Here is a 24,949-nt window from a genome sequence, read left to right as displayed (position 1 = left end):
GCCGCCGCGCTGCGGGCCATGCCCTTGCAGCCTCTCTGACTGGAGATGAAATCGATGACTGACATTGCCGACGCCCATACCGCGCAACCAAGCCTCGCCGGCCGGCGCGCGATCGTGACTGGCGGAACGACCGGCATCGGCCGCGCGATCGCCGTGCTGCTCGCCGCCGAAGGCGCAAAGGTCTTCGTCTGCGGGCGCACGCCCGAGCATCTCGACGACGCGCTCGCGCGCATCAACGAGGTGGGCGAGGGTGGCGGCATCAACGTCGATCTGGGCAAGCGGGATGATGTCCGCCGCTTCTTCGAGGCGGCCGACGACTATCTCGGCGGGCTGGACATCGCGGTCATCAACGCGGCGGTGCCGGCCGAAGGGCTGGTCGACACGTCGGAAGCGGATCTGGACTATCAGATCGCGGTGGACTTCACGGCTTACCTGACCTCGACCAAGGCGGCGCTGGAGCGAATGGCGGCGGGCAGTGATGTCGTGCTGATCGGATCGATGTCCGCGGTCAGCCAGTCGCCGGGTTCATCCATCTATGTCGCGGCCAAGACCGGCATTCAGGGCTTTGCCCATGCGCTGCGGCAGGAAGTCGCCGAACGCGACATCAAGGTCGGACTGATCGAACCAGGCTTCACCGGCGCCGACTTCCAATATCCCGATTTTCCGCCCGAAAAGCAGCGGGAACTGATCAACCAGGCGCATATGCTTCGCGCCGAGGATCTGGCGGCGGCGACTCACTTCATGCTGACTCAGCCGCGCCGCACGGCGGTGTCGCTGATGCGGGTGGAAACGCGGCGCGACCATCCCTGACCCCGATCGCTCAATGGTTTAGCTGACTTTGCCCGCCGCCCCGACGGCGAGCTAGGTCAGCCTAAAGATTCCCTTTGTCGAATATTCCTACTATCCCGATGGATATAAGGGGAATAGATCAAGGGGATGACAATGCGATATTCGTTCATGGCCGTGCTGCTCGGGACCGCTGCGATCTCGCCGGTCGCGCACGCCATGCCCGCCGACGAGCCGGCCGCGCCGGTTGCCGATCCTGCGGTCGAGGCAGAGGACGCTCAGTCGGGCGGCATCGTCGTGACCGCGCGCCGCCGCGCCGAAAATGTTCAGGATGTGCCGGTCGCCATCTCGGTCGTCGATTCCGCGACGCTCGACGCCCAAGGCACCTACAATATCAGCAACCTGACCAAGCTTCAGCCGACGCTGCAATTCTATTCGCAAAATCCGCGCAACACCTTCATCAACATCCGCGGTATCGGCGCGCCGTTCGGCCTGACCAATGACGGGTTCGAACAAGGCGTCGGCATCTACATCGACGATGTCTATTACAACCGCATCGCATCGGCGACGCTGGACTTCGTCGATGTCGATCAGATCGTCACGCTGCGCGGCCCGCAGGGTACGCTCTATGGCAAGAACACGACCGCCGGCGCGATCAACATCACGACGCGCGCGCCCTCGTTCGAACTCGAGGGCAAGGCCGAGGTGTCGCTCGGCAACTTGAACTTCAAACAGGGCAAGGCGTCGATCTCCGGTCCGCTCACCGACAACCTCGCCGCCCGGGTCAGCGTCACCTCGACCGACCGCCGCGGCACGATCTACAACACGCAGACCGGCCAATACATCCAGTCGCAGGACAGCATCGGCCTGCGGTCCTCGCTGCTCTACAAGCCGAGCGACAGCTTCGCGCTCACGCTTTCGGGCGACTGGAACCTTCAGGACCCGATCTGCTGCGCCTTCCAGTTCGGCGGCTATGGGCCGACCCAGCGTGCGGCAAACCGGCAATATCCCGCGCTGGTCGCGGCTCAGCAGGCGCAGTTCCCGGGCCTCCTGCCGGCCAATGCCGATCCCTATGACCGCACCACCGATGTCGACGCGCAGCTTCGCGCCCGCAACGAGCATGGCGGCCTGTCGGCCCGCGCCGTGTGGAACCTGGACGATCGCAACACGGTGACCTCGATCACCGCCTGGCGCTATTGGGATTGGAAGCCGGCGAACGACCGCGATTACACCATCTATCCGGTGTATACGAAGGTCGAAAACCCGACGCGGCAGAACCAGTATACGCAGGAGTTCCGCTTCAACCATGAAGGGGAGGGGTTCAATCTGGCCGTCGGCCTGTTCGGTTTCCACCAGAAGATCCGCACCAGCGGCAATCAGTCGACGGGTCTTGCCGCCAGCAAGTGGCTGCTCAATCCGACCAATGCCTTGTCGAACAATCCGGCAGTGCTGAACAATGTCGTCGCGATCAACGACATCCGGCTCGACAACACCAGCGTCGCCGCCTTCGCCAAGCTCAACTGGAACCTGACTGACCGTTTCGTCGTGTCGCCCGGCATCCGCCTGAACTACGACAAGAAGGACGGCCTCTATGACTCGGTGGTGACCGGCACGGCGTCGAACGGCACGCGGCAGGTCGTTTCGGCCGACCCGACGTCCGCCTCGTATAACGATCCGTGGACTGCGGCGCAGCGCGGCGTGCAGGCGTCGCAGAACTATGCGCCCCAGGTCAGCGCCTGGAACCTCTCCTACGACCTCAATCTGCGCTATGAAGTAACGAACGACATCAACGCCTATGCGACCTATGCGCGCTCGTTCAAGACGGCCGGCCTGAACCTCAACGGCGTGCCGGCGGACAGCAGCGGCGCGGCGATCCCGCTCTATTTCCAGATCAAGCCGGAAAAGGTCGATCACTTCGAGATCGGCATCAAGACGCAGTTCTGGGACCGTCGCGCGACGTTCAACCTCACCGGCTTCTATACCAGGATCAAGGACTTCCAGGCCAGCGTCAGCAACGGCCAGGGCACCACGGTGCGCGGCTATCTCGCCAATGCCGATCGGGTGAGCAGCAAGGGGATCGAGGCCGATTTCTCGATCCGCCCGAGCGACCGCTTCAGCGCCTATGTCAGCGGCGCCTATACCGATGCGAAGTTCGACCGCTTCTGCGACGCGCCGCCGCCACCGGAACTGGCGGGCGGCACGGCGCTGCCGGGGGTCGCGGGTGACAAATGCGCCTATGTCGGCACGCCGAGCGCGCCGGGCACGCCGGGCGGCGCCAGCCCGCCGGTTTACGACGCCTCGGGCGCGCCCCTGCCGGGCGTGTCTAAATGGGCATTCAGCTGGGGTGGCGAGGTCAATCAGCCGAGCACCCTGTTCGGCGAGGATGGCCAGTTCTACCTCGGCTATGACGCCAGCTATCGCTCGCGCTGGTCGTCCAACCCCTCGCCGTCCATCTACACCTGGGTCGACGGCTATTCGCTGCACAACTTCCGCGCGGGATTCCGCACGGGCAAGTTCGACGTGTTCGGCTGGGTCCGCAACGCGTTCGATCAGAACTATATCGACCTGTATCTCGCCGGGACCGGCGGCAACACCGGGCTGATTGCCGCGCAGGTCGGCGACCCGCGCACTTATGGCGGCACGATCAAGTTCAACTTCTAGTCGGAACGCCTCTGCCCCCGCGCAGAAGCCAGGGGGAGATCGCAATCAGGCTCCTGCGATCTCCCCCGTCCTCACCGGTTCAGCGCTGGCGCACGCCGGAGCAGCGTCTGCAGGCCTGACGGGCTCGACCGCCGGCGCCGCTGCGCTGGCGACACCCCCCACATCGCTGACGCAGGCCAGCCCCATCTCGCCCTCGATCGCCACGGACGCAGCGTAAATTCACGCACGCGCCCCGTCCTTATCCCCCGTCAGGGGGATGAGCGCACGCGCCATCGCCGATAGGCAAGGCACTTAACAGATCGATTCGGCGCTGTCTGATCCTGTTCGGCGATCCACGCTGAGCCGATGGCGGAGGAAGGCGGCCGAAGGATCGTGCGGCTTCTGGAGGCCGCGCCTCAGGCGCAGGCCGCGCGAAGCCATGACGTGGAGGGACTACAAGTGCTGGACCGTTTACGCCGCCGACCCGATTCCATGAGCACCGACCCCGACATGGCGGCCCGCGTCTATCCGATGGCGGGCGGCGAGGATCGGCGGATTCACGCGCTGATGTCGCGCAACGGCGACTACGTATCGATGCCCGCGGCCGGCCAGACGCCGGTCGCCCGCGCTGCCGCGCCGCGCGGCGGCAAACCCACGATGCAGGACAATGATTGGACTTGCGCGCCGCTCGAAATCGATGCCGCCACCCGGGAGGTCCGCTGCAACGGGCGGCTGCTCGACCTTACCGGTCGCGAAGCGCACATCGTCGTCGAACTTTACAAGGCACGCGGCACCCCGCTCAGCCAGGCGCTGCTGTGGGAACGCTGCTGGATGGGCAGGGGGTGGAGCCATTTTCCCGAGGAGTTCGCCAACACGGTGGACCAGGCGATCAAGCGGCTACGCAAGTCGCTGAAGCGGCAATGCCAGGACATTCCGGACGAATATCATCCGTTGGTCGTCAACATCTGGGCACAGGGCTTTGCGCTGCGCAATCTTGCCGCGCTCTCAGCCACGCGCTGAACCGGGCCGACTTTCGCTGCGCACCATGCGACGCGCAGGCGCACGTGGGTGTGATCGCTCAGGCGGCGGCGAATTCCTCCGTGTCGATTTCAGCCTGGGTCGCCGATGCGTAACGCGCGCCGGCAACGTTCCCGGGCGCGAAAATGGCGTCCAGCCTGGCCGCGTCCGCTGGATCGAGTGGGATCGTCGGTGCCGCGAGATTCTCCGTCAGGTGATCCAGCGCCGTCGTCCCGGGGATCGCAACCACATGCGTCCCGCGCGAATACAGCCATTGCAGGCACAGTTGTGCCGGGGTGACGCCCAGCCGGTCGGCCTCTGCGCGAAGCTGGCCGAACAGTGCCAGATTATGCGCCAGATTGTCCGGCTGAAAGCGCGGCATGCTGCGGCGGATGTCGCCTTGCACGAGCGTTTCGAACGACGCCACACCGCCGGCCAGAAGGCCGCGGGCCACCGGTGAAAAGGCGACCAGGGCGACTCCAAGCTCTGCCGTTGCGTCCAGCACGCCCAGTTCGACATTGCGCGACCACAGCGAATATTCGTTCTGCACCGCCGCGATCGGGTGAACGGCATGGGCCTTGCGCAGCGTCGCTGCCGATACTTCGCTAAGGCCGATGCCCAGTACCTTGCCCGCTTCGACCATCCGGCCAAGCTCGCCGACCGATTCCTCGATCGGCACCGATTTGTCCCACCGGTGCAGGTAATAGAGATCAATACGATCGGTCTTCAGTCGCGTCAGGCTCGCATCGACCTGCGCGCGCAGCGTTTCGGGCCGCCCGTCGATCACGCGCTTGCCCTCGACCATGCCCATGCCGCATTTCGAAGCCAGGAGATATTCGTCGCGGCGATGCCCGATCGCCTCGCCGATCAGCGTCTCGTTCCGCCCCCCGCCATACAGCGTGGCGGTGTCGAAATGGTCATAGCCCAGGTCCAGCGCCGCGTTCAGCACCCGCGCGCCCTGTTCGGCCGAGGGCGGTACCCCATAGGCGTGGCTCAGCACCATGCAGCCCAGGCCCGTGGGCTGAACCTCGCAATGTCCCAGGCGACGTGTCATGCGGCAACTTCCTCCGGCCAATACAGCCGCATCGGATTGGCGACGAGCAGCTTGTGCTGCAAGCTTTCCGTGACCGCGATCTGCGGGATCACATCGACCAGCCCGCCGTCGTCGGGGATACGCGTCTCCATGTTGGGATGCGGCCAGTCGGTGCCCCACAGCACCCGGTCGGGATAGGCTTCGACCAGCGGGCGCACGGCGCGCACGAAATCGGCATAGGGTTCGCCCGCCGGATCCAGCCGGTCGGGGCAGGTGACCTTGGTCCAGATGTCGTCCCGGCCGTCGAGCAGCGCGCGAAACGCGCTCATGTCCGCGCCGTCCGGCCCCTGCGTCACGTCCGGCCGCCCCATATGATCGATCACGATCGGCACCGGGATGGCGGCAAGGAACGGCTTCATTTCCTCCAGGATATCGGCTTCGAAATAGACGACGACGTGCCAGCCGAGCCGCGCGATGCGATGCGCAACGTCGAGGAACTTGTCCTTGGGCGCGTCGTCCACCAGCCGCTTCAGGAAGTTGAAGCGCACCCCCCGGATGCCGCCATCGTGAAGGGTGTCGAGTTCCGCGTCGGTTATCGCCGGATCGACCACCGCCACGCCGCGACACGTGCCGTTCGATCGGGCGATGCCGTTCAACGTCGCGCGATTGTCCGTGCCGTGGCAGCTTGCCTGGACAATCACGTTGCGTGCGAAGCCGAGCTTTTCGCGCAGCGCGAACAGCGCCTCGGGACCCGCGTCCTGCGGCAGATATTTGGCCCTGGGGCTGAACGGGAAGTCCGCCATCGGACCGAACACATGGCAATGGGCATCCACCGCGCCGGGCGGCGGGGTGTAACGTGGCGTCGAGGGCGCGAGCGTCCAGCTGCGTATGCGCCCGTTTTCGTCAGTGCTCATATCGTCTCGCTTCCATCGATCTCCCTCTCCCACCGGGAGAGGGAAGGGGCCCGCTCGCGCAGCGAGTGGGAAGGGTGAGGGTGACCAGCTTTCCGTTCAGGCAAAAACCTTGCCGTCCATCAATTTGCGCGCGGTGCGCAGCATCCCGGCCTCGACCGGTGCGCCCTTGTCGTCCAGCGTCACCACGCATTCGGTGACACCGGTGGGGTGTTCGACACCCAGCGTCAGTTGCCTGCCGTCCTGTACCACGCCGACCGCTGCTGCCGGCGATCCCTCGATCAGGCAAGCGGTCGCCACGCTGACCGCGCCCAGCACACCGATCGATGCATGGACGCGGTGCGGGATCAGCGATCGTACTGCGATCGCGCCGCCTTCCCTGGGCGCGGCGACCAGCATCATCTTGGGCACGGATTTGTCGGTCACGTCGCCCAGGTTCATCAGCGGCCCGGCCTTCAGCCGGACGGCCTCGACCTTGGCCTTCATCGCGTCGTTCGCGTCGAGCGTGTCGCGGTCCTCATAGCCCGTGATCCCGACATCGCCCGCCGCGATCACCACGCACGGCATGCCGTTGTCGATCATCGTCACGGCAATGCCGTCGATCTCGTCCACGCCATTGCCGGTCGGCAACAGCGCGCCGCACGATGATCCGGCGGTATCGCGGAAGGCGAGCGGGATGGGTGCGGCGGTGCCGGGCACGCCGCTGATCGCCGCGTCGCCGGCATAGCTAACCTTGCCGCCCGGCGTCTGCACCGTGGCCACGGCGACTTGTCCGGTATTCTCCATGAAGATCGCGACGCGGGTCTCGTCGCCGGTGGCCGCGACCAGCCCGCGCTCGATCGCGAACGGTCCGATGCCGGCAAGGATGTTGCCGCAATTCTGCGCGTCGGTGACGATCGCCTGATCGACGAACACCTGCAGGAACAGGTAATCGACATCGACGCCATCGCGCGTCGATTTGCTCACCACGGCGACCTTGCTGGTCAGCGGATCGGCGCCGCCTATGCCGTCGATCTGGCGGGGGTCGGGCGAACCCATCACGCGCAGCAGGAAGGCGTCACGCGCGGCGGTGTCGGCGGGCAGCTCGTCCTTGAGGAAATAGCCGCCTTTCGACGATCCGCCCCGCATCCACATGCACCGGACGCCGTCAGACATATTTCAGCCCCATCGCCTCGAGCCGGGGCCGCATGTCATAGATGTCCAGCCCCAGCTCGCCCGCCGCGAGCCGCTTGCGCTTGGCTTCCTCGGCTGCTTCACGGGCCTGCGCCTTCTCCAGCACCGATGCGGCATCGGCGCGTTTCACCACGCACACCCCGTCGTCGTCGGCGAGGATCACGTCGCCGGCCTCGATGGCTGCACCGGCGCAGACGATTGGCACGTTGACCGACCCCAGCGTATTCTTGACCGTTCCTTGCGCGGACACGGCCTTCGACCACACCGGAAAGCCCATCTGCGTCAGGTCGCGCACGTCGCGTACGCCGGCGTCGATCACCAGGCCACGGCACCCTCGCGCCATCGCGCTGGTTGCCAGCAGATCGCCGAAATAGCCGTCAAAGCAGGGCGAGGTCGGCGCAAGGACGAGGATGTCGCCTTCCTGCAGTTGCTCGATCGCGACATGCACCATCCAGTTGTCGCCGGGCGGCGATGAGATGGTGACCGCGCTGCCGGCAATGCGCGCGCCGGGATAGATCGGGCGCATATAGTGGCCCAGCAGGCCGATCCGCCCCTGTGCCTCATGCACGGTGGCGACGCCGGCGGCGGCAAGGCCGTCGATCACCGAAAGGGGTGCGCGTTCGATCTCGCGTACGACGATGCCTGTCATTCCATGTTCCCTCGGTGAAAGTCGAATGCTGGATATGATGCGTGGATCGATGTTGGTCGGCTTGGTCCACTTTGATTTTTGAACCGGCCATAAGATTTTGCTATTTGTAGGCGCTGATGCAACCCTTCGATCTCAACCTGCGGCACTTGCGCGCGCTCTCGGCGATCATAGCGCGTGGCAGCATCAGCATGGCGGCCGAGACCGCCGGCCTTTCGCAGCCTGCCTTGACGCAGGGGATTGCCAAGCTGGAACGGCAGCTCGATGTGCGGCTGTTCGACCGGCAGGTCGATGGGATGGCCGCGACGGCGGCCGGCATCACGCTCGCCGCACGGGCGGAGGCGGCGCTCGAGCATCTCTCGACCGCGGTGCGCAGCGGCATCCGGGGGTTTTCGCGGCCCGAGCGGTTGATGACCGGCACGCAGCTACGCGCCTTTCTCGCGCTCGCCGATGCCGGCGGCTTCGCGCGCGCCGCGACAATGACGGGCTTGTCCCAGCCCGCCCTGCACCGCGCCGTGCGTGAGATCGAACAGATTTGCGGCGTGCCGCTGGTCGAGCGGCGCGGGCGCGGCGTGGCGCTGACGCCGCGCGGTCACCGCCTCGCGCGTGGTGTTCGCCTGGCGCGCGCGGAGCTTGCCGCCGGCATCGTCGAATTGCGCGATCAGCCTGGGCAGGGCGGCAGCTTGACGGTGGGCGCCATGCCGCTGTCGCGCGCCGTGGTGCTGCCGCGCGCGGTGGCGCGCTTTGTCGCGCGCTATCCGCAGGCGCGCATCGACGTGGTGGAGGGATCGTGGCGCGAGCTGATCGATCCGCTGCTCGACGGCGTGCTCGACCTGACCGTCGGCGCGCTGCGCGACCAGCCGATCGCCGGCGCAGTGCAAGTGCCGCTGTTGGTCGATCGGCTGGCGGTCATCGCGCGCGCCGGGCACCCGCTTGCCGGCGCCGGCCTGCCCCCGCACGCGGCGCTGGCGGCCTACCCGTGGATCGTCGGCCAGACCGGCACGCCGCTGCGCGCGCAATGGGAGGCGCTGTTCGAAGGCGCCCCGCTACCGCATGCGCCGATCGAATGCGGATCGGTGATGGTGGTTCGAGAGATCCTGCGCGACAGCGACTTCCTGACGCTGCTCTCGCCCGATCAGGTGGCGCTCGAGATCGATGCCGGCGTGCTGGTCTCGCTCGGCTCGCTGCCGCTGAGCACGCGGACCATCGGCATCACCACGCGGGAAAGTTGGCGTCCCACGACGGCGCAGCGCCACTTCCTTGATCTGCTCCGCGATGTCGCAACACTTCAGGAAAACGAATAGCCCGATGGCAATTCGGATTGGTGAAGTCTGCCCCCCAGCAGCTACGCCCCAACCATGCCCCCGCAATGCGAACAACGCTCTTCCCGTAACACGCCCATAAAGCGCGCTGCGGTTGCGCATGGTGACCGTCACGACCGAACTGGCCGGAAACTGGCATGAGCACTGCCGTCGCCTTTATCGGGTTCGGTGAGGCAGGGCAGGCATTCGCGCGGCCAGATGCGCGCGCGTTCGATTGCAAGACGGACGATCCAGCGGAGCGCCAGGCGAAGCTGGGCGATTACGAGGCGGCACAAGTTCTTGGGTACGAATCTGCTGGCGAGGCGCTGGCGGACGCGGATGCGGTCTTTTCGTTGGTCACGGCGGATCAGGCTGTGCCGGCGGCGCAAGCCTGTGCGACGCTACTCCATGCGCGAGCGCTGTGGCTGGACATGAACAGCGTCGCGCCTGGCACGAAGCGCGCGGCGGCGGCAGCGATCGAGGCAGCCGGCGGCCGCTATGTCGATGTGGCGGTGATGGCTCCGGTGCGTCCGGCCAAGCTGAACGTGCCGCTGCTGGTTGCCGGTCCGCATGCCGATGAAGCGGCGGCGATGTTGCGTGATTATGGGTTTGCCGGGGTGGAAGTGGCCGGTCCGAACGTCGGCGACGCGTCGGCGATCAAGATGATCCGGTCGGTGATGGTCAAGGGGATCGAGGCGCTGACCGCCGAATGCGTCATTGCCGCAGAGCGGGCCGGGGTGCGTGAAGCGGTGCTCGCCTCGCTCGACGCGAGCTGGAAGGAACAGCGCTGGGCCGAGCGCGCCGACTATAATCTCGACCGAATGCTGGCGCATGGCGTGCGGCGCGCGGCGGAGATGGAGGAAGTGGCGCGGACGCTCGACGAGCTGGGCGTCGAGCCGGCGATGACGCGCGGGACGATCGCGCGGCAGCGGGCGATCGGAGCGTTAGGCGTGGCACCGCCTGACGGATTGGACGCAAAGCTATCGGCAATCGAAGGGTCGTCGCTTGCGGCGCCGCCCCACCGCAATCCCTCCCCTAAACGGGAGAGGCTTGTGAATGGACGAGAGGACAAGGCCGCGTGATCATCGACTGTCATGGCCATTACACCGTGCTGCCCAAGGGGCATGACGCATGGCGCGAGGAACAGAAGGCGGCGTTCAAGGCCGGGACCACGCCGCCGCCCTATCCCGACATTTCCGACGACGAAATTCGCGAGACGATCGAGGCGAACCAGCTGCGCCTCATCAAGGAGCGCGGCGCCGACCTGACGATCTTTTCCCCGCGCGCTTCCGCTATGGCGCCGCATGTCGGCGACGAAGCTGTCGCGAAGGAATGGGCATTCCGCTGCAACAATCTCATCGCGCGAGTGGTCGACCTCTTCCCCGAGACCTTCGTCGGCGTGTGTATGCTGCCGCAATCGCCCAAGGCGGACATGACGAACAGCATCGCCGAGCTGGAGCGCTGCGTGAACGAGCTTGGCTTCATCGGCTGCAACCTGAACCCCGATCCGGGCGGCGGACACTTCACGCATCCGCCGCTGACCGACCGCTATTGGTATCCGTTCTACGAGAAGATGGTCGAGCTGGATGTGCCGGCGATGATCCACGTCTCGGGCAGCTGCAATCCGGCGATGCATGCGACCGGCGGCTATTACATTGCGGCGGACACGGTGGCGTTCATGCAGTTGCTGGAGGGCGATCTGTTCGCCGATTTCCCGACGCTGCGCTTCATCATCCCGCATGGCGGCGGCGCGGTGCCCTATCATTGGGGACGCTATCGTGGGCTGGCCGACATGCTCAAAAAGCCCGCCCTCGACAAGCATCTGATGAACAACATCTTTTTCGACACCTGCGTCTATCATCAGCCGGGCATCGATTTGCTGGCCGATGTGATCGAGAACAAGAATATCCTGTTCGGGTCGGAGATGGTCGGCGCGGTGCGCGGAATCGACCCGACCACGGGCCATTATTTCGACGACACCAAGCGCTATGTCGACGCGCTGGATATTTCCGATGTTGAGCGGGCGGCGATTTTCGAGGGTAACGCGCGGCGGGTGTTTCCGCGACTGGACGCCAGGCTGAAGGCTAGTGGGCTATGAGGGGGTTGGCTGTTCAGTTCCCCTGCGAAAGCAGGGGCCCAGAGCCAAGAGTGGTGGCCTTTATGGCCCTGGGTCCCTGCTTTCGCAGGGAAACAGCGGGGGAGTGCGAACGATGAGCGGGCCGAAGGACATTCATTCCTACCTCGCGGAATTCGAGGATATTCCCGGTACGCGCGTGTTTACGGCGGCGCGGGCGCGGCAGGGCTATCACCTCAACCAGTTCGCGATGAGCCTGATGAAGGCGGAAAATCGCGCGCGGTGGAAAGCCGATGAAGCGGCGTATCTGGAAGGCTGGCAGCTGACGCCGGAGCAGAAGGCTGCGGTGCTGGCGCGCGACTATAACGCACTGCTCGACCTGGGCGGGAACATCTATTTCCTCGCCAAGGTGTTCTCGACTGACGGGCAGAGCTTTCTGCAGGCGGTGAGCACGATGAGCGGCCTGTCGACCGAGGAATATTCGGCGATGATGAACGCTGGCGGCCGGTCGCCTGACGGGGTTCGCTCGAGAAAGGAGGGCAAGTAGATGGCCCGGATTACCGCCGGTGTAGCGTCCAGCCATGTGCCGCTGCTCGGCGTCGCGCACGACCAAGGCAAGGACAAGGACGATTATTTCGGGCCGATCTTTGCCGGCTATGATTGGACGCGTGAATGGGAGAAGGCGGAGAAGCCCGATGTCGTGATCCTGGTCTATAACGACCATGCCAGCGCCTTCGACATGAAGATCATCCCGACCTTCGCGATTGGCTGTGGCGAGCGCTACAAGCCCGCCGACGAAGGCTGGGGGCCGCGCGCGGTGCCCGACGTGATCGGCCACCCAGACCTTGCCTGGCACATCGCGCAAAGCCTGATCCTGGACGAATTCGACATGACGATCATCAACGAGATGGACGTCGACCACGGCCTGACCGTGCCGCTCAGCATGATGTTCGGCGACGTGCCGGAATGGCCGTGCAAGGTCATCCCGCTTGCCGTCAATGTCGTCACCTATCCGCCGCCCTCGGGCAATCGCTGCTGGGCGCTGGGCGAGGCGATCGCCCGCGCCGTTGCCAGCTTCCCCGAGGACCTCAATGTCCAGGTGTGGGGCACCGGGGGCATGAGCCACCAGTTGCAGGGACCGCGTGCGGGGCTGATCAACCGCGAATGGGACAATGATTTCCTGGACGGCATGATCGGCGATAGCGACCGGCTGCGGCACATCCCGCACATCGAATATCTGCGCGAGACGGGCAGCGAAGGCATCGAGATGGTCATGTGGCTGATCATGCGCGGCGCGCTGGGCAAGCGCGCCGCCGCGCTGCACCGCCATTATCACGTGCCGTGCAGTAATACCGCGATCGGGCATCTGGTGCTGCGACCGGACGATGGCGGTGGGGTGGATTGATCGTCATCCCGGCGAAAGCCGGGCTCTCAGGCGGCAGGCGCGGAACTCACGAGATCCCGGCTTTCGCCGGGATGACGGATTTAGTTTTGGACTGGAGCACACATGAAGATCGCACTCGCGGGCGCCGGCGCATTCGGCGAAAAGCATCTCGATGGCCTCAAGAATATCGACGGGGTCGAAGTGGTGTCGCTCGTCGGCCGCAGGATCGAGCCGACGCGGGCGGTTGCCGACAAATACGGCATCGGCCACGCCACCACCGACCTTGCCGAGGCGCTGGAACAGCCCGGCCTTGATGCCGTGATCCTGTGCACCCCGACCCAGATGCACGCCGCGCAGGCGATCCAGTGCATGGACGCTGGCAAGCATGTGCAGGTCGAGATCCCGCTCGCCGATAGCCTGGCCGATGCCGAGGCGGTGCTGGCCAAGCAGCAGGAGACCGGCCTGGTCGCGATGGTCGGCCACACGCGCCGCTTCAATCCATCGCACCAGTTCGTTCACGACAAGATCGTGCGCGGCGAGTTGAACCTCCAGCAGATGGACGTGCAGACCTATTTCTTCCGCCGCCAGAACATGAATGCCAAGGGCGAGCCGCGCTCGTGGACTGACCATTTGCTGTGGCACCATGCCGCGCACACCGTCGATCTGTTCGCCTATCAGGCCGGCCCGATCGTTCAGGCCAATGCGATCGAGGGGCCGCATCACCCCGAACTCGGCATCGCGATGGACATGTCGATCCAGCTGAAGGCGCAAAGCGGCGCGATCTGCACCCTGTCTTTGAGCTTCAACAATGACGGGCCGCTCGGCACCTTCTTCCGCTATATCGGCGACACGGGCACCTACATCGCGCGCTACGACGATCTGGTGACCGGCAAGGAAGCGCCGATCGACCTGTCGGGCGTGGCGGTGTCGAGCAACGGGATTGAGCTGCAAGACTGCGAGTTCATCGCCGCGATCCGCGAGGGGCGCGAGCCGAACTCGAGCGTCGCGCAGGTGCTGCCCTGCTATCGCGTGCTCGACGCGCTGGAGAAGCAGCTGGAAGCGACGCGGTGAAGACAAAGGTCGCGATCATCGGCGCGGGGCCGTCGGGGCTGCTGCTTGGGCATCTGTTCAAGGCAGCCGGGGTCGATTGCGTCGTGGTCGAGCGGCAGTCGCGCGACTATGTGCTGGGCCGCATCCGCGCCGGGGTGCTGGAAACGGTGACGACCGGGCTGATGGAGAAGCTCGGCCTCGACGCGCGGCTGAAGGCCGAGGGGTTGATCGAGGAGGGGTTCAACCTCGCTACCGACGACCGGCTGATCCGCATCGATATCAAGGCGCTGACCGGCAAGCATGTTACCGTCTATGGCCAGACCGAGGTAACACGCGATCTGATGGACGCGGCGCCGGAGCGCGGGCTGAGAATCATGTTCGAGGCCAAGGAGGTTGCGATCCATGGCGTGGGGGGCGACGCGCCCTATCTGACCTTCGCCAAGGACGGAGTCGAGCATCGGCTGGATTGCGCGTTCGTCGCGGGGTGCGACGGGTTTCACGGACCGTCGCGCAAGGCGATCCCGGCAAGCGCGGCGCGCGAATATGAACGCGAATATCCGTTCGGCTGGCTCGGCATCCTCGCCGACGTCCCGCCGTGCCATGACGAACTGATCTATGCCAATACCGCACGCGGCTTCGCGCTGGCCTCGATGCGGTCGAAGACGCGCAGCCGCTATTACATCCAGGTGCCGCTGACCGACCGGGTCGAGGATTGGAGCGAGGATCGGCTGTGGGATGAGCTGGCCGCGCGGTTCGATCCCATCAGCACGCATGGCGTGACGCGGGGCAAGGCGCTGGAGATGTCGATCGCGCCCCTGCGCAGCTACGTGTTCGAGACGATGCGCCACGGTCGCCTCTTCCTGGCCGGCGACGCCGCGCACATCGTGCCGCCGACGGGGGCCAAGGGGCTGAACCTCGCCGCCTCCGACGTTCATTATCTGGCGGAAGCGCTGATCGCCTTCTTCAACGGCGGGGACGAGGCAGGGCTGACTGGATACGAGGCAAAGGCGCTGGCGCGGATATGGAAGGCCGAACGGTTCAGCTGGCAGCTGACCAAGCTGATGCACCGCTTTCCCGAGGATGGTGCGTTCGAGCATCGCATGCAGACCGCCGAACTGGATTACGTCGCGACATCCACCGCGATGCAGACCGCGATTGCGGAGAACTATGTGGGATTGCCGCTTTAGGGGCGGCGCTGGCGATACTCGCTGACCGGCCCTTCCAGAAACGCGACGATCTGCGCGTCGATCGCGGCGTCGTCGACGCCTTCCTGGTTGTAGTTGTCGAGGTCGAGGCTGAGGACCGGCACGCCTGCGCGGCGCAGCGCGCGCAGCACGAAGGGGTCGGCGTCGGTCAGCGCGACTGCGCCATCGACGGCGTGGCTCGCCGCTTCCTTGACGTGCCATTCGCCCGCCCAGGTCGGCATGCGCAGTTCATCGCCCATCGTCACGAAACGGGCGGCAAGCGCGCGCAGCGGGTCCTGCCCCGGCGCGGTGCGGCGGATATAGCCGTCGGCGGCGAGCGCGAGGTACATCGACCACACGAACACCGCGCCATGGCTTCCTTCCCAGCGCTGCGTAAAGCCCATGTCGCTCCACAGCCCGCGACCGACCCACATCAGGCGCAGCCGCTCGTTCGGGCAGGCGGCGTCGCCGGCCTCGTGCCGCGCCTTTACTTCCTCATAGAAGTCACGCGCGGCGTCGCGCGCCCATGTCGTGCCGCGATGCCATTGCGGCACCATGGTGGCGGGCATGGTATCGGTGATCGAAACCGGCGCGGGATGCGCGGCGGCGATCAGGTCGCGCGTCTTGCGGTAATAATCCTCCTGCTCGTTCACCAAGTCCATGATCCGCGCGAACTTGTCGGCGTCGAAACGGCGGTCGGTCGTGGCCTCGATGCGGTCGATCACGGCGCGCAGTTCCGCCTGCATCAGGTCGAGTCGCTCCGGCTGCAGCAGTTCGTCCCAACGATCCAGCATCGAATCCCACCAGTCGATCGGCAGGTCGAGCCGGGTGTCGGCGGTGCGTTCGAACAGGAACAGGTCGGCACCGCTCTCGCGCGCCCAATGTTCGAAGATGCGCGGTGTGGCGTCGGTGCCGAGCGGCGCCTGGAGCAGGGCGGGGCGCGGGAGGCCGCCCCAGGGTGCGTGGTCGGCATCGGTGTCGAACGCGGCCGCCAACCCTTGCGAGCTGTATGCCTCGGCATCGGCGGGATAGCCATGGTCGCGCAGCAGCTGGAAATAGCGCGGGCTTTGCTGCTTGGCGGCGACGATCGACGCCCACCATTGGTTGACGACGAACGGCACGTCCATCGCGCGCAGCATTTCCTGCGGCGAGTTGGCGTTGACGACCGCGAGCGGTGCGCCCGCTGCAACCGCATCGCGCAGCGCCTTGAACCAGTCGCGTTGATAGGCGCCGAAGCTGGCGATGGACGTGAGCGACTTGCGACTGCGCGGGGGCGGGGCGCGGCGCGATCGGGCGGAGGCGGCGGGCGGCGCAGGCGGCGCGGCGGCGATCCGCTCGACCATGAAGCCGCGCGCCGACAGCTGCGTCTCGAACCAGCCCGCGTCCCATTCGGCCGCCTCGTCGCCCTGCGACACGACGAAGATCGCTTTGCGAGCGCCCAATTGGTCCATGCGGCTTGCCGCTCGCTCGATCCGCTCCGCAGTCGGAACGAGCATGCGCGGGGCAAGGCGGGCGGGGTCGGCAAGGCCTTCGCCTGTCGTCGGGCTGGTTGCCCAGCCTTTGACCAGCGGATCGCCCCAGTCCTGATCGTCGCCGACCAGGGTGAGAACGCGTGCTTCCAGCTCGGCCGACCGCGCGGATGAGAAATGCGGCGACCCGAGGAGGAATACGGCTTCCCCAGTGGCGACGGGATCCAGCGCGGCCACCGCCTCACGCCATTCGTCCGGCGGGAGCGCATGCGCGGCGGCGATCGCGGCGATCCGCAAGCGGCCGGTCAAGGGCGCGACGAGGGCGGGGCGCTCGCGTTCTTCACCGGCGGCGGCGGCCAGCGCAGCGTCATTGACCCCGCCCAGCCAGTCGATCAAGTCAGCCAGCTGATGTGCATTGTACGTCCGGCTCGATGCGCGCGGCAGGTGCATGAGGTCGAACATGTGAACCGGCCGCGGCGCGATGTCCCCGGTGCGCAGCAGTTCACGTACGGTCGCGAACAGCTGCGGCAACTCGCTGTTCGCGTGCGTGAACAGGATCGGCGTGCCGCTCGTATCAGCGACGATTTGCTGCAGCAGAGAGCGGCCGCGCTGCGAGAGCGTCCCGTCGCCGGCGAGCGTGTCGGCGTCCGGCGTTGGGCCGGGACGCGGCACCATGCGCACCGGCGCGCGCCCGGCTGCACGCAGCAAGGCATAGGGCGCGTCCTGGCCCAGTATGCGCACGACGCGGGCACCCTCGCCGCGCAGTCGATCGGCGACGGCCCCTGCGTCATCACAAGCCGCGATCAGCCGTTCCGCCGGGCTCATCAGATCACGCCCTTGGCACGAAGCGCTGCGATGCGTTCGGGCGAGTAGCCAAGGGTGCTGGTCAGCACGCGATCATTATGCTCGCCGACCGCGATCGGCATGACGTCGTCAAAGCCGGTCTCGGCACCGGAGAAGACGATCGGGATGCCGGCGGTGCGCAGGTCGATCTCCGACGTATAGTTCGGATGCGCCACGGGCACGGCCTCGTGCCGCGCGACCACGCGGCTGTCGAGCAGGGCGTCCTCGGGATGGCGCACCGGGGCGACCGGCACGCCTTGCGCTTCGAGCTCGGCAACGGCGGCGGCGACCGACTGCGTGCGCGACCAGCCATTGATCGTTTCCTCCAGCACGGCAGCGTTCGCAACGCGACTGTCGCGATTGGCGAACCGGGGGTCGTTGCTGAGTTCCGGCTGGCCCATCGCGCGGAACAGACCCTGCGCCAGCTTTTCATGCACGGCGACCAGCGCGATATAACCGTCGGCGCATTCGAACACGCCGAACGGGGACAGCCGCTGGACGGTAAGACCGGTGCGCGCCTGCATCCCTGCCGCCGCCATGGCCGACCAGTTCTCGATCGCGACGAAGCTGGTCAGCGCGCCCAGCATCGACACGTCGATATGCTGGCCGATTCCGGTGCGATGGCGCTGTTCGAGCGCGGAGAGGATGCCGATGACCGAGAAGACCGGCGCCAGCATGTCGGCGATCGGGATGCCGATGCGCACCGGCGGTTCGCCGGGACCGCCGCTGGCGTACATTGCCCCCGACAGCGCCTGGATGACGATGTCCATCGCCTTGCCGCCTTCGGGCGCGGTGGCGCCGAACCCGGAGAGTGAGCAATAGATGACGCGTGGGTTGGCAGCCTTTGCGGCTTCATAGCCGACCCCTAGGCGGTCGGCCGTGCCGGCGGTGAAATTCTCGACCACGATATCGGCGGTACGGACGAGGTCGAGGAACACTTCTCGCGCTTCCGGCTGCTTCAGGTCGAGCGACACGCCCAATTTCCCCCGGGCGCGCGTGAGATGGCTGATCGAGACATCGTCGTCATGCTTGCGCTCGACTGTCACCCCGTCCCGGCCGACATAGGGGCTGTTCTCGCGCGCCAGGTCGCCGCCGCGCGGATCCTCGATCTTGATGACTTCGGCGCCGAGGCCGGCGAGCAGCAGGGTTGCATAGGGGCCGGCCAGCGCGCGGGTGAGATCGATGACCCGCAGGCCTTCAAGCGGACGTTCACGGTCGGTCATAGCGTTCCTTCGAGCGCATCGATCTGCGCAGGTGAGTAGCCGAGCCCCTCCAGCACGCGTCGCGTGTCAGCCCCGGCGGGGCGGGCGACTTGCGGCGTGGCGGCGGGGGTGGCGGAAAGGTGGATGGGCGTGCCGGTATGGCGAACGGTGCCGCCGCCCGGCGCGGGAAGATCGAGCACCATCTTGCGAGCGCGGTTGTGCGGGTCGTCCAACGCCTGCGCGATGGTCAGCACCGGCGCGAACTGGGTGCCGGCGGCCTCGAGGATCGCAAGCCATTCGTCGAGGGTCTTCGTCGCCATCACGGCGGCGATGCGGTCCTTCATCGCCGGCCAGCTGTCGCGGTCCATCTGCCGGTCGGCGAGGTCGGGCAGGCCGATCGTTTCGACGAAGATCCGCCAATAGCGCGGTTCCATGTCGGTGGTGACGAGCCATTCGCCATCGGCGCAGCGCCAGATGCCGCTGTCGGCGCGATGCATCCCCTTGGGCGGCGCCTTGGCGAGGTCGGGATTGCGCGACAGCACGTTGCCGATCAGCGCGAGCGAACTGTCGGACATGGCGACGTCGACCTGTTGTCCGGCGCCAGTAGTGGAGCGCGCAATCACCGCGGCGAGGATGCCGATGACCGCGTTCGATCCGCTGAGCAGATCCGCGACGGGCACGCCGGGGAATGCGGGACGGTCGGGGTCTTCGCCGATCCGCCCGAGCGCGCCGGCGATCGCAAGCGCGATCGGATCATGGCCGGGCTTTCGCGCATAGGGGCCAGTCTGCCCGCACAAGGTGACCGAGCAATAGATGAGCCGCGGGTTGAGCGCGGCCATCTCGGGCCAACCATAGCCCATGCCGGCCATCACGCCCGGGCGGTAATCCTCGACCAGAATGTCGGCCTGCGCGATCAGTTGGTGGATCGCCTCGCGCCCCGCCTCGCTGCCGGGGTCGATCAGCACGCTCTGCTTGTTGCGGGCAAGGATGTCGTGCGCGCGCAGCCGGGCATTTTTCTCATCGCTCAGCTTGTCCCAGCCGAAGACCTTGCGTTGCTTGGCGAGTTCGCGCGGGTTTTCGATGCGGATCACCTCCGCGCCCAGATCGGCGAGCAGCCAGGTGCAATAGGGACCGGGCAGGAATTTGCTGAAGTCCACGACTTTCAGGCCGGTGAGCGCGGTCATGCCTGCTCCTCCAGCGACGATACCCACAGCTTGCCGGGCAATTGAATGCCATCCACCTCGGTCCACAGCCCCCTTGCGCGAAGGTGGTCGCTGGCGAGCGCGTCGGCAGGACTGTCGATCCAAGACAGGCCAAGTCCGCCGCGCGTGGACAAGGTGCCGAGTTCGGCGCGCGTATGTCGGGCGAAGAACGCCTCGACCGCATGTTCCCATTCAAGCAGCTGCTCGCGCGGCGTGTCGGCGACCAGGATCGAGTCCCAGTCGACTCCAGCCAGCGGCCCGGCGGCGTCGCCCATCGCCTTGACCATCGCGCGCATCATCGGCGGGTTGTCGACCAGCGCCCAGGTGACGAAGCCGTCGGCACACGGCCATATCTGCCGCACGCCGGACTTGCCGCGGATCAGGAGATTGCCGGTGCGGTTGCCGATGCGGCCGGTCCAGCCCCAGGTCAGCGGCTCGCGATAATTGGCGAGGACAGCGGATTGATAGGCGGAAACCTCGACCAGCTGACCCTTGCCGGTGGCGGCGCGGGCGTGGAGCGCGGTGAGCGCGGCCGTAACGCCCTGGATCCCGGCGAGCGCATAGGCCTGCTCGCCCGGCATGGTCATCGGCGCGCGGTCGGGATCGCCCAAAATGGTCATCAGGCCGGAGCGTGCCATCAGCGTGAGGTCGGTTTCCGGTCGTCCGTCATTGGGGCCGTCGGGCAGGAACGGGGCAATGACGACGTCGATCAGCTTTGGGTTCACAGCGATCAACGCGGCATGGCCGCGGCCGGGGTTGCGGAAGACGATATCGGCGGTGGCGAGCAGGGCTTCGGTATCGCCGGTCGCCTTGCCGTGGTTCCAGGCCGGGTGGCTACCGGCATCGGGGCGGGTGACATTCGCGCCGAGTTGCGCCAGCATGCGGCCGGCGATTTCGCCGAGGCCATCGGTCAGGTCAACGATGGTGAGGTGGGCGAGCATCAGGCGAGTGCTCCGGCCTGGGTGAGGGCATCGACCTCGGCTTCGCTCAGCCCAAGCAGATCGACGAAGATGTCGTGATTGTGCTGACCGAGATTGGGCGGCGGGCCGACGCGGATCGCGCTGTCGGAAAAGCGTAGCGGCGGGGCGGGCATGTCGCAGGTGCCGAGCTTGTCGTGCGTGATCTCGCGGAAATGGCCACGCTCGGTGAGCTCAGGGTCGCGCCAGACGTCGCGGCCGTCATTGACCGGTTCGGCCGGAATGCCGAGCGCAGCGAGCTTGTCCGCCAGCGTGCGCTTGTCGTGGCGACGGGTGAAGGTGGCGAGCGTGGCTTCCAGGTCGTCCTCGTGCCGCTTGCGGCCTGCGACGGTCGTGAAACGCGTGCCGGCGATGCCGGCGACGTCGGCGAGCTTCGCCCATTCCGCATCATCTCGCACCGCAATCGCGATCCACTGATCGACGCCGCGCGCCGGGAACGCGCCGTGCGGGACGTAATGGGGCGAGCGGTTGCCGGGCTTTTCCTGCGCATGCAGTTGATCGGCGATGACATGGACGAGCGGCTCGACCTGGCTGATATCGATATGCTGCCCCTCGCCCGTCACGCGGCGATAATCGAGCGCGGCGAGCATGGCGACGGTGGCGAACATCGGCGCCACGACATCGCCATAAGCGAAGGGCGGCATGTGCGGGTCGCGGTCGGGCCAGCCGGACAGATGTGCCAGGCCCGAGAGCGCCGCCGCGCTGTTGCCATAGCCGCGCATGGGTCCGAGCGGCCCCTTGCGCCCCGCGACGCTGACGCTGACGAAGATGATGTCGGGCTTGATCGCCTTGAGCACGTCATAGCCAAGGCCGATCCGGTCCATATAGCCGAAGCTGAAATTCTCGACCACGATATCGGCCCAGGCGACGAGCTTCTTCGCCACCTCGACCCCGCGCGGGTCGGTGAGGTTGATCGTCACCCCGCGCTTGCTGGTGTTGGTGATGGCGAAGAAGGTCGAGGCGTCGGGATCGCGCGTGCCGCCGGCAAAGGGCGGCGACAGGCGGCCGAGGTCGAGCCGCTTGCGCGATTCGATCTTGATCACGTCCGCGCCCAGGTCGGCCATGTCCTTGGTCGCGCGCGGGCCGGCGCCGACCCACGAGAAATCGGCGATCTTCACGCCGGCGAGGGGGAGGGTCGTCATTTGGCCTCGCATCGAATGTCGCCCGCAGCGATCAGCCGCTGGGCTTCGCGATAGATGGGGACGGCGTCGATGCCGACATTCGCCAGCCGCCTCGCCTGGATCAGCGCGTCCTTGTTGTAGAGCGCGTCGAACGCCTGTTGTTCGGCCGGGGAGATCGGGCTGAAGCTGATGCCGTTGGACTTGCCATAGGCGATGCCGGCTTCCTCGGCCTTCAGCAGCTGGCGGTTGAGCGCGGCTTCCCAGACGCGCCGACCTTCGTCCATGATCGCTTGCAGCTCGGGCGGCAGACGGCGCCATGCGCGGTCCGACATGGCACGCGCGGGATAGGCGCCGCGGCTGACGCGGATTGTCGTGAAATGCCTGGCCACCTCGGCGAAGTGCAGGCTGCGGATCGTGTCGGCCGGCGCGACGACGCCGTCGATCACGCCCTTGGCCAGCGCCGAATAGACTTCGCCCATCGGCATGTTGACCGGGTCTGCGCCCAGTTGTTTCAGAATGTCGACCGCATCGGTCTGTGCGCGCAGGCGCAGCCCCTTGAAGTCGGCAAGCGTCCGGATCGGTCGGTCGCGCGTCAGCACGCCCGGAAAGTTGCCGCCCTGCACCGCCAGGACATGCAGCCCGTGCAGCTCCTTGCCGAACTGGGGGAAACGCGCGGCCAGGCAATCATAGACTTCCACCTGATCGGTGATGTCGCGAATCCCGCCATAGAAGGCGGATTGCGAGCGCAACAGATGCGCGCCGCCCTTGGAATAGATTGGAGTGATGAGGCCGATATCGGCGACCCCATGGCGGATTTCCTCCATGCTCATCTCGGACGACAGCAACGCGCCCGACCAATAGGGTTTGAACGCGATGCGCCCGCCGCTCTTCGTTGCGATCCACTTCATCCACTCCTGATCGGCAAGCCCGAACGGATGGCTGGGCGGGTAAGGGCTGGCATAGGTCAGCACATGCTCGGCGCGCGGCTGAGGCGCGGCGGAACAGCCGGCGAGTGCGCCAAGGAACAGCATAGGGGCGAGGATGAGGGGCAGGATACGCATCAGCCGGCCGTCACGCTGGGTAGCCACAGCGTCACCATCGGGAAGGCGATGATCATGGCGAGGTGGAGGAAGTCGGCGATCAGGAACGGCACGATGCCCCTGAAAATCTTGCCGAGCGGAATGTCCTTGCCGATCGACTGAATGACATAGACGTTGAGGCCGAGCGGCGGGTGGACGAAGCCGATCTCCATCGTGCGCACCAGGAAGATGCCGAACCAAATCGGGCTGTAGCCAAGCTCGATCGCGATCGGCAGGAAGATCGGCGTGGTCAGCAGCATCAGCGCGAGGCCATCGAGGAACGAGCCGAGGACGAGCAGCAACAGCGTCATCACCATGATCGCCACCACTGGCCCACCGTCGATCGCCATCACCGCGCGGCTCATCAGGTCGGCCAGGCCGGTCACGCTGATAAAGGTCGCGAACAGGATCGCGCCCATGATGATGAGGTAGAGCATACCCGTGGTCGTGAGCGTCTTGGCAAAGCTGTCGGCGATGTTGGCGCGGTTGAAGCCGCCGCGCAGGCCAAGCAGGATGAAGGCGCAGATCACGCCGACCGAAGCCGCTTCGGTCGGGGTGAACCAGCCGATCATCAGCCCGCCGATCACGAACACGACCAGGACGATGATGTCGATGATGCCGAGCAAGCCGCGCATCCGCTCGCGCCAGCCAACCCGCGCAGAGGGCGGGCCGAGTTCAGGCCTGAACCAGCACAGCACGCCGATCGCGATCATGTAGAACAGCGCCTGGCTGAAGCCCGGAATGATCGCGGCGGTGAACAGCTTGCCGATCGACACCTCGGCGATGATGCCGAACACGATCAGCGCACCCGATGGCGGGATCAGCGCGCCCAAAGTACCGCCCGCCGCCAATGCGCCGGCGGCAAAGCCTGGATTATAGCCTGCGCGCCGCATCTCGGGCAGCGCGGCCGATCCGACCGTGGCGACGGTGGCGAGGCTGGACCCGCTGATCGATCCGAAGCCCGCACAACCGGCGATGGCCGCTAGGCCAAGGCCGCCGCGGCGATGCCCGATGAACCGTGCGGCAACGTCGAAGAAGTCGCGGCTTGCGCCCGCCGCGAAACACAGGTGCGCCATCAGCAGGAACAGCGGCAGTACGCCCAGCTCGTATTTCTGCGCCACTTCGAACACCACCACGCCGGCCTTCGCTAGCGCAGCTTCGGGCGAGAGCATGACCATGAGGCCGAGCACACCGGTCAGCGCCAGGCTCACGCCGATCGGCACGCCCACGGTCAGCAGGAACAACAGGACCAGGATGCCGGCAAAGCCGATCAGTTCAGGCGTCATCGCGGCGCCCCCTGGCAAGGGCGTCACGCAGGAACAGCAGCGCGACGAACAGCAGCGCCACGATCATCAGCAGGCGGAACCAGCGCAGCGGGATATGCAACAGCTCGGACCGTTCGAACCCGTTCCACAGATCGACCAACAGGATCAGCGATCCCCCGGCCAGCAGCAGCACCGCGATCGCGCCGAGCAGGTTGGCGATGCGAGCGAGCGTGGCGCGCCGCGCAGGCGTAAGACGGTCGGTCAGGATGTGGACGGCGGCATGACCGCGCACCAGCGTCACGCTAACCATCGACGATGCGGCGATCAGCACGATCGCGGCCTGCACGATCTCGATCGCGCCGTGCAGCGCGAAGCCGCTATGACGCCCCAGCACTGCGATCGAGTCCGCTGCAGTGGCCAGCAGCAGGCCGGCCGAACCGATCAGGAACGTCGCGCGCCCGGCGAGGCCGGTCGGCGCAGCGGCAGTCGGCGTTTCGTCATGCAGCGCCGGATCGGAAACGGGGTCGGACAGCCTGCCTCTCCTGATTGACAGCCTCTCGGGCCGCGCGTCTAATGGGGTCAATAACAAAAC

General features: G+C 66.4%; 22 protein-coding genes. 10 read left to right on the top strand and 12 right to left on the bottom strand.

Translation table 11 applies throughout. The annotated features are described in order from the left end of the window. Window positions 1-54 precede the first annotated feature (54 nt). The 3 genes from BFL28_RS10495 (at window position 55) to BFL28_RS10485 (ending at window position 4,446) form a co-directional block, all read left to right on the top strand. Window positions 55-810, top strand: coding sequence for an SDR family oxidoreductase (locus BFL28_RS10495; RefSeq protein WP_069320590.1), 756 nt, complete (start codon window positions 55-57; stop codon window positions 808-810). Window positions 811-942: 132 nt separating this feature from the next. Next, window positions 943-3,447 carry a TonB-dependent receptor gene (locus BFL28_RS10490; protein ID WP_338152250.1) on the top strand — a complete coding sequence of 835 codons (2,505 nt, stop codon included), beginning with the start codon at window positions 943-945 and terminating at the stop codon, window positions 3,445-3,447. Window positions 3,448-3,918: 471 nt separating this feature from the next. After that, complete coding sequence (locus tag BFL28_RS10485) at window positions 3,919-4,446, top strand: winged helix-turn-helix domain-containing protein (protein WP_069320499.1); 528 nt, start codon at window positions 3,919-3,921, stop codon at window positions 4,444-4,446. A gap of 58 nt (window positions 4,447-4,504) precedes the next feature. Here the strand turns inward: BFL28_RS10485 and BFL28_RS10480 are convergent, their stop codons facing one another. The 4 genes from BFL28_RS10480 to ligK all read right to left on the bottom strand — a co-directional run bounded on the left by BFL28_RS10480 (window position 4,505) and on the right by ligK (window position 8,209). Further along, window positions 4,505-5,497, bottom strand: coding sequence for an aldo/keto reductase (locus BFL28_RS10480; RefSeq protein ID WP_079247064.1), 993 nt, complete (start codon window positions 5,495-5,497; stop codon window positions 4,505-4,507). Beyond that, the gene (locus BFL28_RS10475; protein WP_069320497.1) at window positions 5,494-6,390 is read right to left on the bottom strand and encodes an amidohydrolase family protein; all 897 of its coding nucleotides are present in this window, start codon (window positions 6,388-6,390) and stop codon (window positions 5,494-5,496) included. The genes BFL28_RS10480 and BFL28_RS10475 overlap by 4 nt, the downstream gene beginning before the upstream one ends. 96 nt (window positions 6,391-6,486) lie before the next feature. Continuing rightward, window positions 6,487-7,542 carry a 4-oxalomesaconate tautomerase gene (locus BFL28_RS10470; RefSeq protein WP_069320496.1) on the bottom strand — a complete coding sequence of 352 codons (1,056 nt, stop codon included), beginning with the start codon at window positions 7,540-7,542 and terminating at the stop codon, window positions 6,487-6,489. Then, window positions 7,535-8,209: a 4-carboxy-4-hydroxy-2-oxoadipate aldolase/oxaloacetate decarboxylase gene (gene ligK / locus BFL28_RS10465; protein WP_069320495.1), complete on the bottom strand. Its 675-nt coding sequence runs from the start codon at window positions 8,207-8,209 to the stop codon at window positions 7,535-7,537. Before ligK ends, BFL28_RS10470 begins: the two co-directional genes overlap by 8 nt. Window positions 8,210-8,325: 116 nt before the next feature. On the opposite strand from ligK, the gene BFL28_RS10460 reads away from it, so the two are divergent. The 7 genes from BFL28_RS10460 to pobA all read left to right on the top strand — a co-directional run bounded on the left by BFL28_RS10460 (window position 8,326) and on the right by pobA (window position 15,202). Further along, window positions 8,326-9,510: a LysR family transcriptional regulator gene (locus BFL28_RS10460; RefSeq protein WP_069320494.1), complete on the top strand. Its 1,185-nt coding sequence runs from the start codon at window positions 8,326-8,328 to the stop codon at window positions 9,508-9,510. A gap of 155 nt (window positions 9,511-9,665) precedes the next feature. Continuing rightward, complete coding sequence (locus BFL28_RS10455; RefSeq protein WP_069320493.1) at window positions 9,666-10,589, top strand: NAD(P)-dependent oxidoreductase; 924 nt, start codon at window positions 9,666-9,668, stop codon at window positions 10,587-10,589. Beyond that, the gene (locus tag BFL28_RS10450) at window positions 10,586-11,605 is read left to right on the top strand and encodes an amidohydrolase family protein (protein ID WP_069320492.1); all 1,020 of its coding nucleotides are present in this window, start codon (window positions 10,586-10,588) and stop codon (window positions 11,603-11,605) included. Before BFL28_RS10455 ends, BFL28_RS10450 begins: the two co-directional genes overlap by 4 nt. Before the next feature lie 112 nt (window positions 11,606-11,717). After that, window positions 11,718-12,128, top strand: a complete 411-nt coding sequence (gene ligA, locus BFL28_RS10445; RefSeq protein ID WP_069320491.1) for a protocatechuate 4,5-dioxygenase subunit alpha — start codon at window positions 11,718-11,720, stop codon at window positions 12,126-12,128. Beyond that, on the top strand, window positions 12,129-12,986 hold the full coding sequence (locus BFL28_RS10440; RefSeq protein WP_069320490.1) for a class III extradiol dioxygenase subunit beta: 858 nt from the start codon (window positions 12,129-12,131) through the stop codon (window positions 12,984-12,986). It begins immediately after the preceding gene. 102 nt (window positions 12,987-13,088) lie between these two features. Beyond that, a complete protein-coding gene (locus BFL28_RS10435; protein WP_069320489.1) occupies window positions 13,089-14,036 on the top strand; it encodes a Gfo/Idh/MocA family oxidoreductase in 948 nt (315 codons plus the stop codon). Beyond that, window positions 14,033-15,202, top strand: coding sequence for a 4-hydroxybenzoate 3-monooxygenase (gene pobA / locus BFL28_RS10430; protein ID WP_069320488.1), 1,170 nt, complete (start codon window positions 14,033-14,035; stop codon window positions 15,200-15,202). Before BFL28_RS10435 ends, pobA begins: the two co-directional genes overlap by 4 nt. Here the strand turns inward: pobA and BFL28_RS20165 are convergent. The 8 genes from BFL28_RS20165 to BFL28_RS10390 are packed head-to-tail and all read right to left on the bottom strand — an operon-like array spanning window position 15,199 to window position 24,940. After that, window positions 15,199-17,493, bottom strand: coding sequence for a 2-hydroxyacyl-CoA dehydratase family protein (locus tag BFL28_RS20165; RefSeq protein ID WP_206599102.1), 2,295 nt, complete (start codon window positions 17,491-17,493; stop codon window positions 15,199-15,201). The two genes, pobA and BFL28_RS20165, sit on opposite strands and share 4 nt — an antisense overlap. Further along, window positions 17,493-18,734: a CaiB/BaiF CoA transferase family protein gene (locus BFL28_RS10420; RefSeq protein ID WP_069320487.1), complete on the bottom strand. Its 1,242-nt coding sequence runs from the start codon at window positions 18,732-18,734 to the stop codon at window positions 17,493-17,495. Before BFL28_RS10420 ends, BFL28_RS20165 begins: the two co-directional genes overlap by 1 nt. After that, window positions 18,731-19,897: a CaiB/BaiF CoA transferase family protein gene (locus BFL28_RS10415; RefSeq protein WP_069320486.1), complete on the bottom strand. Its 1,167-nt coding sequence runs from the start codon at window positions 19,895-19,897 to the stop codon at window positions 18,731-18,733. The genes BFL28_RS10420 and BFL28_RS10415 overlap by 4 nt, the downstream gene beginning before the upstream one ends. Further along, a complete protein-coding gene (locus BFL28_RS10410; RefSeq protein ID WP_069320485.1) occupies window positions 19,894-20,856 on the bottom strand; it encodes a CoA transferase in 963 nt (320 codons plus the stop codon). Before BFL28_RS10410 ends, BFL28_RS10415 begins: the two co-directional genes overlap by 4 nt. Continuing rightward, entirely contained in the window at window positions 20,856-22,034 is a 1,179-nt protein-coding gene (locus BFL28_RS10405; RefSeq protein ID WP_069320484.1) for a CaiB/BaiF CoA transferase family protein, read from the bottom strand. Before BFL28_RS10405 ends, BFL28_RS10410 begins: the two co-directional genes overlap by 1 nt. Then, complete coding sequence (dctP, locus tag BFL28_RS10400; protein WP_069320483.1) at window positions 22,031-23,074, bottom strand: TRAP transporter substrate-binding protein DctP; 1,044 nt, start codon at window positions 23,072-23,074, stop codon at window positions 22,031-22,033. Before dctP ends, BFL28_RS10405 begins: the two co-directional genes overlap by 4 nt. Continuing rightward, complete coding sequence (locus tag BFL28_RS10395) at window positions 23,074-24,378, bottom strand: TRAP transporter large permease (RefSeq protein ID WP_069320588.1); 1,305 nt, start codon at window positions 24,376-24,378, stop codon at window positions 23,074-23,076. Before BFL28_RS10395 ends, dctP begins: the two co-directional genes overlap by 1 nt. Next, window positions 24,368-24,940, bottom strand: a complete 573-nt coding sequence (locus tag BFL28_RS10390) for a TRAP transporter small permease (protein ID WP_069320482.1) — start codon at window positions 24,938-24,940, stop codon at window positions 24,368-24,370. The genes BFL28_RS10395 and BFL28_RS10390 overlap by 11 nt, the downstream gene beginning before the upstream one ends. Window positions 24,941-24,949 lie beyond the last annotated feature (9 nt).

The sequence above is a fragment of the Sphingomonas turrisvirgatae genome (assembly GCF_001721295.1).
GTDB lineage: Bacteria > Pseudomonadota > Alphaproteobacteria > Sphingomonadales > Sphingomonadaceae > Sphingomonas > Sphingomonas turrisvirgatae.
This window is presented reverse-complemented; position numbering and strand designations above follow the sequence as displayed.

Excerpts from the sequence above, each read along its gene's own strand:
- BFL28_RS10395 (WP_069320588.1), bottom strand. The coding sequence starts at position 24,378 with ATGACGCCTGAACTGATCGGCTTTGCCGGCATCCTGGTCCTGTTGTTC.
- BFL28_RS10455 (WP_069320493.1), top strand. The coding sequence starts at position 9,666 with ATGAGCACTGCCGTCGCCTTTATCGGGTTCGGTGAGGCAGGGCAGGCA.
- BFL28_RS10480 (WP_079247064.1), bottom strand. The coding sequence starts at position 5,497 with ATGACACGTCGCCTGGGACATTGCGAGGTTCAGCCCACGGGCCTGGGC.
- BFL28_RS10415 (WP_069320486.1), bottom strand. The coding sequence starts at position 19,897 with ATGACCGCGCTCACCGGCCTGAAAGTCGTGGACTTCAGCAAATTCCTG.
- BFL28_RS10485 (WP_069320499.1), top strand. The coding sequence starts at position 3,919 with ATGAGCACCGACCCCGACATGGCGGCCCGCGTCTATCCGATGGCGGGC.
- BFL28_RS10435 (WP_069320489.1), top strand. The coding sequence starts at position 13,089 with ATGAAGATCGCACTCGCGGGCGCCGGCGCATTCGGCGAAAAGCATCTC.
- BFL28_RS10490 (WP_338152250.1), top strand. The coding sequence starts at position 943 with ATGCGATATTCGTTCATGGCCGTGCTGCTCGGGACCGCTGCGATCTCG.
- BFL28_RS10405 (WP_069320484.1), bottom strand. The coding sequence starts at position 22,034 with ATGACGACCCTCCCCCTCGCCGGCGTGAAGATCGCCGATTTCTCGTGG.
- BFL28_RS10470 (WP_069320496.1), bottom strand. The coding sequence starts at position 7,542 with ATGTCTGACGGCGTCCGGTGCATGTGGATGCGGGGCGGATCGTCGAAA.
- BFL28_RS10410 (WP_069320485.1), bottom strand. The coding sequence starts at position 20,856 with ATGCTCGCCCACCTCACCATCGTTGACCTGACCGATGGCCTCGGCGAA.
- BFL28_RS10420 (WP_069320487.1), bottom strand. The coding sequence starts at position 18,734 with ATGACCGACCGTGAACGTCCGCTTGAAGGCCTGCGGGTCATCGATCTC.
- dctP (WP_069320483.1), bottom strand. The coding sequence starts at position 23,074 with ATGCGTATCCTGCCCCTCATCCTCGCCCCTATGCTGTTCCTTGGCGCA.
- ligK (WP_069320495.1), bottom strand. The coding sequence starts at position 8,209 with ATGACAGGCATCGTCGTACGCGAGATCGAACGCGCACCCCTTTCGGTG.
- BFL28_RS10440 (WP_069320490.1), top strand. The coding sequence starts at position 12,129 with ATGGCCCGGATTACCGCCGGTGTAGCGTCCAGCCATGTGCCGCTGCTC.
- BFL28_RS10460 (WP_069320494.1), top strand. The coding sequence starts at position 8,326 with ATGCAACCCTTCGATCTCAACCTGCGGCACTTGCGCGCGCTCTCGGCG.
- BFL28_RS10495 (WP_069320590.1), top strand. The coding sequence starts at position 55 with ATGACTGACATTGCCGACGCCCATACCGCGCAACCAAGCCTCGCCGGC.
- BFL28_RS10475 (WP_069320497.1), bottom strand. The coding sequence starts at position 6,390 with ATGAGCACTGACGAAAACGGGCGCATACGCAGCTGGACGCTCGCGCCC.
- ligA (WP_069320491.1), top strand. The coding sequence starts at position 11,718 with ATGAGCGGGCCGAAGGACATTCATTCCTACCTCGCGGAATTCGAGGAT.
- BFL28_RS20165 (WP_206599102.1), bottom strand. The coding sequence starts at position 17,493 with ATGAGCCCGGCGGAACGGCTGATCGCGGCTTGTGATGACGCAGGGGCC.